We start from the raw sequence: 13,628 nt of genomic DNA on the forward strand, positions 1-13,628 counted from the left end.
AAGCCGTGCCCGGGCATCAGCGCCCGGCGCGCGTCCGGTAATCGTCGAGGCCCCCGGCTTTGGCCAGGTAGTGCGGCGCGACGGCCTCGATCGATGTGAGCTTGATTCCCAGCGCCTCGGCTGTCAAGACTCCTGTTTGCTTTCCGACCACATTGTCGGTTTTCATCGAATCGAGGTTGTCGCGGCTGATGACCGGGTCGCCCGGCAGCAACTCGAACACCCGCGCCTGCGCGCGCGCCACCCAGTCGGGCAAGCCCAGCACGTGGCGCTCGTGGCCGGCGAAGCGTCCGCTCAGCCTCACCAGTTCGGCCAGGGTATAGACCTGGGGGCCGCCCAGCTCGATGGTCGCGCCGCGCGTGTGCAGGTCGCGCAAGGCGATCGAAAAGGCGGCGGCGACATCGCCCACGTAGACCGGCTGGAAGCGCGCGCCGCTGCCGGCCAGCGGCACCAGCGGCAGATAGCGCTGGAGCTGTGCGAACATGGCCAGGAAATGGTCGCCCGGGCCGAACACGACGGAGGGCCGGAAGATGGTGGCCGCTACCTGCGGCTGGCTGCGCGCGGCCAGCTCGCCGTCGCCCTTGGAACGCTGGTACATCGAGGGGCCGGCGCTGTTCGCGCCGAGGGCGCTCATGTGCAGGTAGCGCGGCACGCCGACTTGCGCGCAGGCGGCGGCGATGCGGCGCGGCAGGTCGACGTGCAGCTTGCGAAAGCCCGGGCCGTAGGGCGTGCCATGGCCGCCGTGCAGCACGCCGACCAGGTTGATCGCCGCGTCGCGCCCCTCGAGCAGGCGGTGCAGGGTCGCGTCGTCGTGGATGTCGGCCACTTCCAGGTCGAGGTAGGGCAAGGTGGTGAGGTGCTTGGCGCTTTCGTAGTGGCGCGTGGGCACCAGCATGTTGACGCCGTCTTCGGCCAGGCGCGCCAGCAGATGGCCGCCGATGAAGCCGGTGGCGCCGAACACCACCACGTTCAGGTCGCGCATGATCGTTCCTTCAGGGGAGAATGGATGCGCGCTCTCTCGGTTGTACGTAGCCCAGGCGCGCCTTCAGGGACTGCGGTTTTTGCTCGAACACGGCGGCGTAGTTGGTGGCATTGGCCATCACGTTGCGCACATAGCCGCGGGTCTCCGCGAACGGAATGCTTTCGACGAACACCGCCCCTTCCATGGGTTGTTCGAGCACGCCGCGCCAGGTGCGCGCGCGCGATGGCCCGGCATTGTAGGCGGCCGTGGCCAGGATCTGGTTGCCCTCGAAATTGTTCAGCACCATATTCATGTAGTTGGCGCCGAGCGTGATATTGGTGCGCAAGTCGTTAAGCATGCCATGTACAAAATTATCCATGCCAATTTTGGCCGCCACCCATTTACCGGTGGTGGGCATCACCTGCATCAGGCCCGAGGCGCCGACGCCGGAACGCGCATCGGTGATGAAGCGCGATTCCTGGCGGATCAGGCCATAGACCCAGGCTTTGTCCAGGCCCAGGCCCTGCGCGGTCGGGTGCAGGACGTCGAGGTGCGGCGCCGGGAAACGCTGTGCGTAGTCGAGTTCGGTGCGCGTGCGCAGCGAGGTCTCGACCATGCGATCGAGCAGGTCGTTGCGGCGAGCGAGTTCGCCGGCGGCCAGCAACTGACGTTCAGACATGCTGCGCAGCGCCCAGTTCCATTCGCGGTTGCCCTCCGCGCGCAGGCGCAAACCGTAGAACTTCAGGGCACGCTGCAGGCTCGGGTTGGCGCCGGCCTGGGCCAGTTCGTCGACACTGACCGGCTGGACCGGCGGCGGCGCCGCGACCTGGCGGCCGAGTTCTTCCATGGCGAGCTGGCCATAGAAATGGTGGGGAACCGCGATCCGCTCGAACAGGGCGTTCGCTTCCACCATCTTGCCTTCGTGCTTGTCGGCGCGGCCCAGCCAGTAGATCCAGGCGCCATCGGCGCGCAGCCAGGCCGGCATGGCCTCGATGGTGGCGCGTACGGTCTTCCAGTCGCCGCGGCGCAGGGCGATGCGGGTTTTCCACTGCAATTGTTCGCTGGTGAGGGGTACGCCGACCGCGCGCTGCCAGTACAGGGCGGCGTCGGGCGAGAGCATGATCGAGGCGGCGTGCGCGATGCCGGCCCAGCCGATCGCGCGTTCTTCAGGGCTGAGGTTGGGGCTGTTCTTGTCCAGGGCGACGGTGGCCAGCTTCAGGCTGGTGCGCGCCATGCGGGCAAGCGCCACCAGGTAGATCGCCCGCTCGGCGCGGGTGCTGCCGATGCCGCGCGCCATGGCCACGGCCGGCACATCCACCGCCTGGGCCGCGCGGGTGTCGGAGGCGCCGAGCAGGCTTGCCGTGCGGCGCGCCGGCCCGGTGGCGTCCGCCTCGCCGGACAGGCGCAGCTGCCACAGCAGATCGTCCTGGCTGAATTGGCCGCCCTGGTAGAGCTGGGCGATCAGGGCGGCGCAGCCTTCGCCGTAGTTGTCCGGGTTGAGCAGCAAGGCGCGTGCTTCCGGGGCCGCCTGTTCGCCGCGGCCGGCGCGCATCAAGAGGCCATAGCAGCGAATCTGCAGCTCGCCGCCGCCCGCGAGCTGGCCCGCTTCGCGCTCGAAGCCGGCCCAGTCGCGGCGCCGGCCCAGTTCGAGCAGCCAGTCGCTGCGCAGGCGATCAGCGACCGCACTGCCCTCGTGGCGGCGCAGCACCTCGCGGATTTCCTCGGCCGTGGCGTCGCGCAGCCGGGGTTTCAGACGATAATAGTCGACGTAGGAAGCGAGCAGGTAGTTCGGCAGGCGCGAGGCCAGTGCATTGGTGCGCGCCGCATCGTCCTGGCGCGCCGCTTCGCGCAGCAGCAGGAAGGTGTCGTCGTTGGCACGGTTATCCAGGGCGCCGTTGGCCGCGCCGGGAACCGAGGGCGCGCCCTGGGCGTGGACTATGCCGGAAGGAATCGTCCACGAAGCAAACACAAGGACAAGGGCTGCCGGCAAGGAGCCGGCTGTCAATCTCGATTGAAACATCCACAACTCTCACTCTACGCTGCATTCAAACCATGACCGGCGAATCAAGAATACCACGCGCCAATGCGCTCCTGCCAGAGACTGGCGCAAGCGCAACACCCGACAAACCGCTGCTGCGCCGGACCCTCAAGGAACGGCGCCTCGCCATTCCGCCCGAGGTCAAACGGGCCTGGGACGCGCGCATCGGGGCGCGGGTGCTGGCATGGTGGCGGGCCAAGCCGGTCGACTCGCTGGCCGTGTACTGGCCGCTGGCGGGCGAACCGGACTTGCTTGCAGCCTACGCGGAATTGGCCGAGCAAGGCGTACGGCTGGCCTTGCCTGTCGTGGTGGAGCGCGACGCGGCGCTCGGGTTCGCGCAGTGGCAGCCGGGCGAGGCGACGGTGGCGGACAGCATGGGGGTGGCGGTGCCGGCGGAATTGAGGATGGTGGAACGGCCTGCTGCTTTGCTGATTCCCTGCCTCGGGTTCGATGCGCAGGGTTATCGATTGGGGTATGGCGGGGGGTTTTACGACAGGACGCTGGCGGAGGAGCCTCGGCCCAGGACGCTGGGGGTGGCGTATGCCTGCCAGCTGGCGGAGTTCGGGTTGAACGAGTATGACATCCCGTTAGACGAGATCATTACGGAATCGTAGGACCGCGGCAAATCGAACGCCGCGGCCGTTACCACCAATTACTTCACCAGCCGCTGCCAGATCGCCGTCGTCGCCACCGCCTGGTTCATGCTGTAGAAATGCAGCCCCGGCGCGCCGCCCGCCAGCAGGCGTTCGCACAGGCTGGTCACCACGTCCAGCCCGAAGGCCTTGATCGAGGCCGAATCGTCGCCGAAGCTGGCCAGCTTCACGCGCACCCAGCGCGGGATCTCGGCGCCGCACATGTCCGAGAAGCGCATCAGCTGCGTATAGTTCGTGATCGGCATGATGCCCGCCACGATCGGCACGTCCACGCCCAGCTTGCGGGCATTGTCGACGAATTCGAAGTAAGCGTCCGCGTTATAAAAATACTGCGTGATCGCGGCATTCGCGCCGGCCTGGATCTTGCGCGCGAAGGCTTGCAAATCGTCTTGCGGCGAACGGGCCTGCGGGTGCATTTCCGGGTAAGCCGCCACTTCGATGTGGAACCAGTCGCCGGTTTCCTTGCGGATGAACTCGACCAGCTCGCTGGCATAGCGGAACTCGCCGGCGCCGCCGTAGCCGCTGGGCAGGTCGCCGCGCAGCGCCACCAGGCGGCGGATGCCGGCGTCCTGGAATTGCTGCAGGTTGGCGCGCAGCGAGTCGCGGGTGCCGCCGATGCACGACAGGTGGGGCGCGGCATCCATGCCTTCGGACTTGATCTCGAGTACGGTCTGCAGCGTGCCCTGCTGGGTGGTGCCGCCGGCGCCAAAAGTCACCGAGAAATACTTCGGCGCCAAGACCGCCAGCTTCTGGCGCACGGCGCGCAGTTTTTCCGCGCCCTCTTCCGTCTTGGGCGGAAAGAACTCGATACTGAAATTATGCGTTTCCATCTTTATCTCTGAGGAGCAAGGTAGCAAGCGCCCACGAAATGATGCTGTACAGGATGGCGGCAATGAAGGCCGATCCGAAGCCGCCGACGTCGAAGCCGTCGATGTAGCGTGCGACCAGCCAGAACAGGAAGGCGTTGATCACGAGGATGAACAGGCCGAGCGAGACCACGGTGACGGGCAGGGTCAGGATGACCAGGAGCGGGCGGATCAGGGTATTGACCAGTCCGAGCACGAGCGCGGCGATCAGCGCGGTCGTGAAATTCGACATTGAAACGGAAGACATCAGGTACGGCAGGGCCATCAGGGCGGCGGCATTGATCAGCCAGGTGACGAGCAGGCGCATTGCATCGACTTTCGTGGGTCGCGTTGAAAAAACGGGCGCTGTCAACAGCGCCCGCGTCAGTCAGCTACCGATTAATAACGGTAGTGGTCCGGTTTGTACGGTCCGGCCTGGCTCACCGAGATGTAGGCGGCCTGCTCTTCGGTCAGCACGGTCAGCTGCGCATTGAGCTTTTTCAGCTGCAGGCGCGCGACCTTCTCGTCCAGGTGCTTCGGCAGCGTGTAGACGCCGACCGGGTACTGGGCGGTGTTGGCGAACAGCTCGATCTGGGCGATGGTCTGGTTCGCGAACGACGAGCTCATCACGTACGACGGGTGACCGGTGCCGCAGCCCAGGTTCACCAGGCGGCCTTCGGCCAGCAGGATGATGCGCTTGCCATCAGGGAAGATGACGTGGTCGACCTGCGGCTTGATGTTTTCCCACTCGTACTTCTTGAGCGCCGCGACTTCGATTTCGTTGTCGAAGTGGCCGATGTTGCAGACGATCGCCTGGTCCTTCATCTTGAGCATGTGCTGCTCGGTGATGACGTGGTAGTTGCCGGTGCAGGTAACAAAAATGTCGCCGTGCTCGGCTGCGTAATCCATGGTCACGACGCGGTAGCCTTCCATCGCCGCCTGCAGTGCGCAGATCGGGTCGATTTCGGTGACCCAGACTTGCGCCGACAGCGCGCGCATGGCCTGGGCCGAGCCCTTGCCCACGTCGCCGTAACCGGCGATCACGGCGACCTTGCCGGCGATCATGACGTCGGTGGCGCGCTTGATGCCGTCGACCAGCGATTCGCGGCAGCCGTACAGGTTGTCGAACTTCGACTTGGTGACCGAATCGTTGACGTTGATGGCCGGGAAAGCCAGCTTGCCTTCCAGGTGCATCTGGTACAGGCGGTGCACGCCGGTGGTGGTTTCTTCGGTCACGCCAAGGATGCATGGCAGGCGCTTGGAGTACCACTGCGGATCGCGCGCGAGGCGGCCCTTGATCGAGTTGAACAGGCAGATTTCTTCTTCCGAGCCCGGCTTGTCCAGTACCGAGATGTCCTTCTCGGCGCGCACGCCCAGGTGCAGCAGCAGGGTTGCGTCGCCGCCGTCGTCGAGGATCATGTTGGCGTGCTTGTCACCCGGCCATTCGAAGATGCGGTGGGTGTATTCCCAGTATTCGTCCAGGGTCTCGCCCTTGACGGCGAACACCGGGGTGCCGACCGCGGCGATCGCGGCGGCAGCGTGGTCTTGCGTCGAATAGATGTTGCACGATGCCCAGCGCACGTCGGCGCCCAGGGCTTCCAGGGTGCGGATCAGGACCGCGGTCTGGATGGTCATGTGCAGCGAACCGGCGATGCGCGCGCCCTTCAGGGGCTGGGCGGCGGCGTATTCCTCGCGGATCGCCATCAGGCCCGGCATTTCGGTTTCTGCAATACGGATTTCCTTCTCGCCCCAGGATGCCAGGGAGATGTCGGCGATGTGGAAATCTTTGAGGTCTTTGAGTACGGCGCTCATCACGCGCTCCTTTCAATGGTTGAAAAAAGTTAACGTGAGCGCGGTGTTGATATCCGAGCCTGGCGAAGAGGAATCTCTTCGTCGCAACGCTCCTCGGAACGAGCTAGTTTACCACGACTCAGGCCGCTGTGCAGCTGTCCGGCAGAGGTGTTGTCTGGGAGGAAATGGCCAATGGCAGGTCGATATCGAAGCGGCTGCCCAGGCCCACGCCTCCGCTGGCCGCCCGGACCGTGCCACCATGCAGTTCGATCAGGCTCTTGACCAGCGCCAGGCCCAGCCCGAGGCCGCCATGCTGGCGCTCGGACGAAGTTTCGGCCTGCACATACAGGTCGAACAGATGCGGCAGGAGTTCGGCGGCGATGCCCTGGCCGTTGTCGGCCACGCGCAGCGCGCAGCGCCCGCCCTGCTCTTCCAGGTTCAGCGCGATCAGGCCACCGGGGCCGGTATAGCGGGTGGCATTGCCGAGCAGGTTGCCGATGACCTGGACCAGGCGCGTCGCATCGCCTTCGACCAGGCAGGGCGCCGGTGGCAGCGCCAGCTCGACCCGCTGGCCCTTGCGCTGGGCGGCCGGCATGATCTGTTCGATGGCGGCGGCCACCACGTCGCGCATGTCGACCTCGGTCTTGACGATCGAGATCAGGCCGCGGCTGATACGCGAGACGTCGAGCAGGTCTTCCACCAGGCGGTTCATGTGGCCGACTTGCCGGCTGATCAGCTCGCTCAGGCTCGAGGTCTGGACGGCCTTCTCCGGATTTTTCCTCAGCAGCTGGGCCGCCATCGAGGCGGCGGACAAGGGGCCGCGCAGTTCGTGGCTCAGCATCGACAGGAATTCGTTTTTCTGGCGGTCCGCCGACATCAGCGAGGCCGCTTGTTCATTGAGCAAGCGGTTCAGTTCCTCGACCCGCCCGTTGGTCTGCTCGAGGCGGCGCGAGACCTCCACCAGCTGGTCCTGGCGCTCCTGGAGAGCGGCCAGCGCATCGGTCAGTTCGCGGTTCTGGTGGTGGGCTTCGGACAGCGCCACATTGCTCGGCAGGGAGACGCCGGCCACGTCGCGCGCGATGTCGCCGGCCGACAAGGCCTGGGCGTGCACCGGCATCAGCTTGGTCAGGACAATGCGCGTGCCGCTGCTGCCGGTCGTGATCTCGCAGGTATCCATGAAACGGCGTGCCGCCAACAGGCCGGTCCCGGCTGCCTGTGGCGCCGCGTCGTCTTGCGCCAGCAGGGCCTCGAGACCCTTGATGCCCGGCCCCGCGTCCTCGATCACGACCATCAGCGCCTGGCGTCCGGTGGAACCCAGCAGGGAAAATGCGACCTTGCCTTCACCGGCATAACTGAACACATTGCGCGCCAGTTCCGACACCGCACTGGCGATACGCGCCTGGTCGTGCGAACCGAAACCGCAACGGGCCGCAATCTGGCGTGCACGTTGCCGCGAGGCGATGACGTCCAGTTCGAGACCGATGGTGCTGGTGAGGATAGGGTGTTGCATGTGCCTTTCCGACAGAGAGGAGCAAGCATCGGGCCACGCCACGAGGCTGATGATGCTGTAATGTAACAATCAAACTTGACGGATTATGCAACAAACTCGGAAAGTTTATTGCGGTCGATAAAGGAAATAGCGGGGGCGCGCCACAATGGCGTGGGACTGGCGGGAGCTTGCTGCGCAGGCGGGGCTGCTGCCCCACCCGCGCGGTGACGCGATTACGACAGGCCGGCGGCTGCGCGCAGGGCGGCTGCCTTGTCGGTGCGCTCCCAGGTGAACTCCGGCTCTTCGCGGCCGAAGTGGCCATAGGCGGCCGTCTTGGCGTAGATCGGGCGCAGCAGGTCGAGCATTTGCACGATGCCTTTCGGGCGCAAGTCGAAGTGTTCCATGACCAGCTGGGCGATCTTGTCGTCCGGGATCACGCCGGTGCCTTCGGTATACACGGTGATGTTGATCGGGCGGGCCACGCCGATCGCGTAGCTCACCTGCACCTGGCACTGGCGCGCCAGGCCGGCGGCCACCACGTTCTTGGCGACATAGCGCGCGGCATAGGCGGCCGAACGGTCGACCTTGGTAGGATCCTTGCCCGAGAAGGCGCCGCCGCCGTGCGGAGCTGCGCCGCCGTAGGTGTCGACGATGATCTTGCGGCCGGTCAGGCCGCAGTCGCCCTGCGGGCCGCCGATGACGAAGCGGCCGGTCGGGTTGACCAGGTATTTCGTGCCTTCCAGCCATTCACGCGGCAGGGTCGGCTTGATGATTTCTTCGATGACCGCTTCTTCGATCTGCGAGTGCGTGACGTCCGGGTGGTGCTGGGTGGACAGCACGACGGTGTCGACCGACACCGGGCGGCCGTTGACGTAGCGCAGGGTGACCTGCGACTTGGCGTCCGGGCGCAGCCACTGCAGGCGGCCGTCCTTGCGCAGCTGCGACTGGCGCTCGACCAGGCGGTGTGCGTAATAAATAGCGGCCGGCATCAGTTCCGGGGTCTCGTCGCAGGCATAGCCGAACATCAGGCCCTGGTCGCCCGCGCCCTGGTCGAGATCGAGGCCCGCGCCTTCGTCCACGCCCTGGGCAATGTCCGGCGACTGCTTGTCGTAGCAGACCATCACGGCGCAACCTTTGTAGTCGATGCCGAAATCGGTGTTGTCGTAGCCGATGCGCTTGATGGTGTTGCGCGCCACCTGGATGTAGTCGACGTTGGCGTGGGTGGTGATTTCGCCTGCCAGCACGACGAGACCGGTGTTGCACAGGGTTTCGGCAGCGACGCGCGCGCGCGGATCCTGCTCCAGGATGGCGTCGAGGATGGCGTCGGAGATCTGGTCGGCGACCTTGTCGGGATGGCCTTCCGAGACGGATTCGGAAGTGAAGAGATAGTCGTTGGACATGAAGGCTCCGGTTACGGGTTGTAGATGTATACGTGCCGCAGCAACAGGTGCCTGCGACGCTTTAGCGACATTTATATTCCGCTTCGCAAGTTGTCTATTAACTCGGCGGATCCTGCATAAAGTGGTATTTTACGCTTCCTTCGAGAATTTTGCTGTAGCAAGTCTCGTTCCATTCAATTCTGGTCAATCGCATGTTAGTTATTTTGTTCCGTGCACTATCGGTATTTCCATTGCCGTTTTTGCATGCCCTCGGATCCGGCCTCGGCTGGCTCGTGTATTCCTTATCGTCTTCTTACCGCCGCAGGCTGCGCGCCAACCTGAAGCAAGCCGGCTATGAAGGCCAGCTGAACGCGGCTGTGGCCGAAGCCGGCAAGGCCATCATCGAGCTGGCGTTTGTGTGGTGCGCGAAACCCGAGCGCGTGGCGCGCCATGCGCGGGTCGAGAACTGGAACCTGGTGCAGGAGCGCCTCGATGCCGGCCGCGGCATCGTGTTCCTGACCCCGCACTTGGGCTGCTTCGAAATGACGGCCCAGCAGATTGCCCTGAAGACCGCGCTGACCGTCATGTACCGCCCGCCGCGCAAGAGCGCACTGAAACCCCTGGTCGAAGGCGCTCGCGCCCGCCACAATCTGCACCTGGCGCCGGCTACCTTGAGCGGCGTGCGCATCCTGGCCAAGACCCTGAAAAGCGGCCAGCCGATCGGCCTGCTGCCCGACCAGGTGCCGCAGGAAGGCGAAGGCGTGTGGGCGCCGTGGTTCGGCCGCACCGCTTATACGATGACGCTGCCGTCGAAACTGGCGCAGCTGGGCAAGGCCGACATCCTGCTGGTCTATGCCGAGCGCCTGCCGCGCGGCAAGGGTTATGTCGTGCGCTTCGTGCCTTTCGAGGGCGATCTGTCGGGCACTGCCGCGGAACAAGCGGCGCAGGTCAACCGCGCCATGGAGCAGCTGATCGCACGCGCCCCCGCCCAGTATTTCTGGAGCTATAACCGCTACAAGCAGCCCGATGGCGTGGCCGGGCCGGAGGCTGCGGTATGAGGGTCTTGCTCGGCTTTATGTGGCTGCTGCACTTCCTGCCGCTGCCCATCCTGGGCCGCCTCGGCGAAACGGTCGGCAGCCTGATGTTCCTGATCATGGGCAAGCGCCGACGGATCGCCCTGACCAATTTGCGCCTGTGCTTCCCGGAGAAATCCGAGGGCGAGCGCCACGCGATCGCGAAGCAGCATTTCCGGGCCTACGCGCGCAGCATCTTCGAGCGCTCGATCCTGTGGTGGGCGCCGGAAGCGCGCGTGCGCAGCCTCATCCACGTCGAACCGGCGGTGCCGCAGGCCGCGATGGAAGACGGCCCGACCATCCTGCTGTGCCCGCACTTCGTCTGCCTGGACGTGGCCGGCGTGGCTTCGCGCGTGATCCCGGTGTGCAGCATGTATGTGCCGCAGAAGAATGCCGCTTTTGATGCGCTGCTGCGCCACGGCCGCGAACGCTACGGTCCGGTGCGGCTGGTGACGCGCAAGGAAGGCATCAAGCCGATCCTGCGCGCGCTGCGCGACGGCCTGCCCTATTTCATGCTGCCGGACATGGACTTCGGCGCGAAGGATGCCGAGTTCGTGCCTTTCTTCGGCATCCCCGCCGCCACGCTGACCGCGCTGGGCCGGATCGCAGCGACCACCGGCGCCAAGGTGATTCCGGTAGTCGCCACCTACCTGCCGAATTACCAGGGCTGGCGCGTGCGCTTCTATCCGGCGTGGGAGAATTACCCGGGCGACGACATGGTCGAGGCGACCCGCCGCATGAACGCCTTCATCGAAGAGCGGGCACGCGAGACGCCGGCAGAATACTTCTGGACGCATAAGCGCTTCAAGACCCGGCCGCCGGGCGAGGCCTCGGTCTACGAGTAAGTTGGACTTAATCGAATTGAAATTAGTTAAGCTGAACTGAACTGGGCTGATCGCCATGAAACTGAAATTCACCAAGATGCACGGCGCGGGCAACGACTTCATCGTCGTCGACGCCATCCACCAGAACGTGTCGCTGAGCACCGAGCAATGGCGCCGGCTGGCCGATCGCCGCTTCGGCATCGGCGCCGACCAGATCCTGATCGTCGAGCGGCCGACCAGCGCAGGCTGCGACTTCCGCTACCGCATCTTTAATAGCGACGGCAGCGAAGTCGAGCAGTGCGGCAATGGCGCACGCGCCTTTGCCCGTTTCGTCAGCGACAAGGGATTGTCGAACGAGCGCAGCATCCGTGTCGAGACCATGAAGGGCATCATCGCGCCCCGGCTCGAGGAGGATGGCAGCGTGACGGTGGACATGGGCGCGCCGGTGCTGGAACCAAGCGCCGTTCCCTTCGACAGCGCCGGCCTGGGCGGCTGGGCAGAGGGCGAGGACACCGCCTGGCCGCTGCCGGTGAACGGCAAGACGGTCTTCGTGTCGGTGGTATCGATGGGCAACCCGCACGCCGTGCAGGTGGTCGACGACGTCGACCGCGCGCCGGTCGAGCAGACCGGCCCGCTGATCGAAATGCATCCGCGCTTCCCGAAGCGGGTCAACGCCGGGTATATGCAGGTGGTGGACCGCCAGCACATCCGCCTGCGGGTCTACGAGCGCGGCGCGGGCGAGACGCTGGCCTGCGGCACCGGCGCCTGCGCTGCGGTCGTCGCCGGCATTCGCCGTGGACTGCTCGATTCGCCGGTGCGCGTATCTGCGCGTGGCGGGGAGCTGAGCATTGCGTGGGCGGGGGATGGCCAGCCGGTGTATCTCAGCGGGCCGGCGGTGACGGTGTTTGAAGGTGAGATTGAGATTGGAAATGCCTGACAAAACCTCGTACGTATCTCAGGCAGCCAGCCCCAGATCGGCCGGCCCCTGCTGATCCTTTTCCGACTCCTCTCCTTCCTGCATACCTGGCTCGTCATCCTGCGCCCCCAGCAAGGTGCGCAGTCGATACAAGCGCTGCCGGTAATTTCCCTCAGGCCCGGACGGCCCACAATCAATCCCCTCAAACAGCCGCCCGATCCGGTCGAGCACATGGCGCTCCTGCGCCGTGTCGACCAGCACCAGCCGGCGCTTGCTGCGGCCATAGCTGGCGCGGATGTCGATCACCAGGCAATGCCCGTGGTCGGCCGCCGGAACGTCGAGCAGCAAGGCTTCGGCGCGCGACAGGCTGAATACCTCGGCCAGCTCCAGCCGCGCCGCCAGCAGCGGATGCGAGCGGTCCAGGTCAGGGTTGCGGGCCAGCAGCTTGCCGGTCTCGAGATAGGCCGGGCTGGATAAGCGCGGTGCGATCTTCCCCAGCAACGCCTCGGCCTCGGCGCTGCCCTGGGCAGCTGCCTTCTGCAGCCAGAACACGGCGCGCACATCGTTGTTTTCGTTCTCGCGGCGCGCGCGCCAGGCGATGTTGCCGCATTCGAGCTGGGCTTCGCGGTAGCCCATGTCGGCGGCGCGCTCGAGGTAGCGCTGGGCGTCGCCCACGTTACGCTGCGAGAACTCGGGCTTGATATAGATGCGCGACAGCGCATACCAGGCCTGGGCCAGCCCCTGCTCGCCCGCCAGGGTCAGCCAGCGGATCGCCTTCTTGAAGTTGGCCGCGCCGCTGCCGCTGCCGGTAATGCGGCGGCCGTCGATGTCCATGCGGGCGCAACGCAGTCCCATCGCCAGCTGGGCATGGCGGTCGTGCTCGGCCGCGGCGAGCTCCCAGAAGCACAGCGGCTCGCCAGCCTCGAGCATGACGCTGGATTGGGCAGCCACGCCGATGCCGAATTCGCCACCGCCCTGCAGGCGCGCCACCCGCGACAGCAGGACGATGTCGCCCGGCGCCAGGCGCTGCACGCCGTGCTGGGCGGCGGCGGCCCGCACGAGCGCGCGCGCCAGCGGCAGCGCACGGACGAGGTAATCGCCGTGCTGGCCGGTTTTCCAGGCCTGGTCGAGCACTGCGTACCGGGCTGCGGCTACGCCGTTGTCGGCGGCGCGCTTGAGCCAGCCCTGGGACGGGGCCTGCCCTGCCGCGGCGCCGGAACCTGGAGCAACAGCCTGCACCGGGGCTGCATGTTGGCGCGCCAGCAGCCATTGGGCTTCGGGAAATCCGGCGCGCGCCGCGTCTTCAAGGGCGCGCAGCGCCTTGGCGCGGTCGGGCGCGGCCACTCCTGCCGACCCATTGAACACCAGCTGGGCGAACACCAGCCCGGCATGCACGCTGCCGTCGTCGTAGGCGCGCTCGTACCAGGGCATCAATGCCTGCGCGCCGGGCTGGGCCAGTTCGAGGGGGATGTGGTTGCCGATCAATTGCCAGGCCTGTTGGCAGTCTTGCCGGGCAGCGCGCTCGAGCCAGTGCAGCGCGGTGGGCAGGCTCTGCGGCAAACCGGCACTGCCGAACAGGTAGAGCGTGCCCAGCTCGAGCTGAGCGGCGGCCTGCCCGGCGCGTGCGTTGCGGATGATCGCCAGTTCTTCGCGGTTAGCCAT

At 66.0% G+C, this 13,628-nt stretch carries 12 protein-coding genes and 1 riboswitch; of the genes, 4 read left to right on the plus strand and 8 right to left on the minus strand.

Annotation, left to right across the window (positions count from 1 at the left end):
* Positions 1-16: 16 nt before the first annotated feature.
* Both AC56LR_RS08215 and AC56LR_RS08220 read right to left on the minus strand, forming a co-directional pair.
* Entirely contained in the window at positions 17-979 is a 963-nt protein-coding gene (locus AC56LR_RS08215) for a complex I NDUFA9 subunit family protein (protein WP_497129353.1), read from the minus strand.
* 10 nt (positions 980-989) lie between these two features.
* Complete coding sequence (locus AC56LR_RS08220) at positions 990-2,978, minus strand: lytic transglycosylase domain-containing protein (RefSeq protein ID WP_497129354.1); 1,989 nt, start codon at positions 2,976-2,978, stop codon at positions 990-992.
* Between the two features lie 32 nt (positions 2,979-3,010).
* Here AC56LR_RS08220 and AC56LR_RS08225 point away from each other — a divergent pair, with 32 nt between their 5' ends.
* Positions 3,011-3,610, plus strand: a complete 600-nt coding sequence (locus AC56LR_RS08225; RefSeq protein WP_497129355.1) for a 5-formyltetrahydrofolate cyclo-ligase — start codon at positions 3,011-3,013, stop codon at positions 3,608-3,610.
* A gap of 38 nt (positions 3,611-3,648) precedes the next feature.
* Here the strand turns inward: AC56LR_RS08225 and metF are convergent, their stop codons facing one another.
* The 5 genes from metF to metK form a co-directional block, all read right to left on the minus strand.
* Entirely contained in the window at positions 3,649-4,479 is an 831-nt protein-coding gene (metF, locus tag AC56LR_RS08230; protein WP_497129356.1) for a methylenetetrahydrofolate reductase [NAD(P)H], read from the minus strand.
* Complete coding sequence (locus AC56LR_RS08235) at positions 4,466-4,822, minus strand: phage holin family protein (protein WP_489875162.1); 357 nt, start codon at positions 4,820-4,822, stop codon at positions 4,466-4,468. Before AC56LR_RS08235 ends, metF begins: the two co-directional genes overlap by 14 nt.
* Before the next feature lie 71 nt (positions 4,823-4,893).
* Positions 4,894-6,306 (minus strand): adenosylhomocysteinase, encoded by a 1,413-nt coding sequence (gene ahcY, locus AC56LR_RS08240; protein ID WP_497129357.1) that lies wholly within the window; start codon positions 6,304-6,306, stop codon positions 4,894-4,896.
* A 29-nt stretch (positions 6,307-6,335) separates the two neighbouring features.
* Positions 6,336-6,407, minus strand: a riboswitch (S-adenosyl-L-homocysteine riboswitch).
* A gap of 17 nt (positions 6,408-6,424) precedes the next feature.
* Positions 6,425-7,795, minus strand: a complete 1,371-nt coding sequence (locus AC56LR_RS08245; protein ID WP_497129358.1) for an ATP-binding protein — start codon at positions 7,793-7,795, stop codon at positions 6,425-6,427.
* 212 nt (positions 7,796-8,007) lie between these two features.
* A complete protein-coding gene (metK, locus tag AC56LR_RS08250) occupies positions 8,008-9,174 on the minus strand; it encodes a methionine adenosyltransferase (RefSeq protein ID WP_489875165.1) in 1,167 nt (388 codons plus the stop codon).
* A gap of 191 nt (positions 9,175-9,365) precedes the next feature.
* Between metK and AC56LR_RS08255 the strand changes: the two genes are divergently transcribed.
* The 3 genes from AC56LR_RS08255 to dapF are packed head-to-tail and all read left to right on the plus strand — an operon-like array spanning position 9,366 to position 11,987.
* Positions 9,366-10,211 (plus strand): lysophospholipid acyltransferase family protein, encoded by an 846-nt coding sequence (locus AC56LR_RS08255; protein WP_497129360.1) that lies wholly within the window; start codon positions 9,366-9,368, stop codon positions 10,209-10,211.
* Entirely contained in the window at positions 10,208-11,071 is an 864-nt protein-coding gene (locus AC56LR_RS08260; RefSeq protein WP_497129362.1) for an LpxL/LpxP family acyltransferase, read from the plus strand. The genes AC56LR_RS08255 and AC56LR_RS08260 overlap by 4 nt, the downstream gene beginning before the upstream one ends.
* A gap of 55 nt (positions 11,072-11,126) precedes the next feature.
* Complete coding sequence (dapF, locus tag AC56LR_RS08265; RefSeq protein ID WP_497129364.1) at positions 11,127-11,987, plus strand: diaminopimelate epimerase; 861 nt, start codon at positions 11,127-11,129, stop codon at positions 11,985-11,987.
* A gap of 18 nt (positions 11,988-12,005) precedes the next feature.
* On the opposite strand, the gene AC56LR_RS08270 is transcribed toward dapF, so the two are convergent.
* Positions 12,006-13,628: a tetratricopeptide repeat protein gene (locus tag AC56LR_RS08270; protein ID WP_497129366.1), complete on the minus strand. Its 1,623-nt coding sequence runs from the start codon at positions 13,626-13,628 to the stop codon at positions 12,006-12,008.

This window comes from Telluria sp. ZT3P39, from assembly GCF_059685935.1.

Coding starts and splice junctions, on each gene's coding strand:
- AC56LR_RS08215 (WP_497129353.1), bottom strand. CDS start 979: ATGCGCGACCTGAACGTGGTGGTGTTCGGCGCCACCGGCTTCATCGGC.
- AC56LR_RS08220 (WP_497129354.1), bottom strand. CDS start 2,978: ATGTTTCAATCGAGATTGACAGCCGGCTCCTTGCCGGCAGCCCTTGTC.
- AC56LR_RS08225 (WP_497129355.1), top strand. CDS start 3,011: ATGACCGGCGAATCAAGAATACCACGCGCCAATGCGCTCCTGCCAGAG.
- metF (WP_497129356.1), bottom strand. CDS start 4,479: ATGGAAACGCATAATTTCAGTATCGAGTTCTTTCCGCCCAAGACGGAA.
- AC56LR_RS08235 (WP_489875162.1), bottom strand. CDS start 4,822: ATGCGCCTGCTCGTCACCTGGCTGATCAATGCCGCCGCCCTGATGGCC.
- ahcY (WP_497129357.1), bottom strand. CDS start 6,306: ATGAGCGCCGTACTCAAAGACCTCAAAGATTTCCACATCGCCGACATC.
- AC56LR_RS08245 (WP_497129358.1), bottom strand. CDS start 7,795: ATGCAACACCCTATCCTCACCAGCACCATCGGTCTCGAACTGGACGTC.
- metK (WP_489875165.1), bottom strand. CDS start 9,174: ATGTCCAACGACTATCTCTTCACTTCCGAATCCGTCTCGGAAGGCCAT.
- AC56LR_RS08255 (WP_497129360.1), top strand. CDS start 9,366: ATGTTAGTTATTTTGTTCCGTGCACTATCGGTATTTCCATTGCCGTTT.
- AC56LR_RS08260 (WP_497129362.1), top strand. CDS start 10,208: ATGAGGGTCTTGCTCGGCTTTATGTGGCTGCTGCACTTCCTGCCGCTG.
- dapF (WP_497129364.1), top strand. CDS start 11,127: ATGAAACTGAAATTCACCAAGATGCACGGCGCGGGCAACGACTTCATC.
- AC56LR_RS08270 (WP_497129366.1), bottom strand. CDS start 13,628: ATGGCTAACCGCGAAGAACTGGCGATCATCCGCAACGCACGCGCCGGG.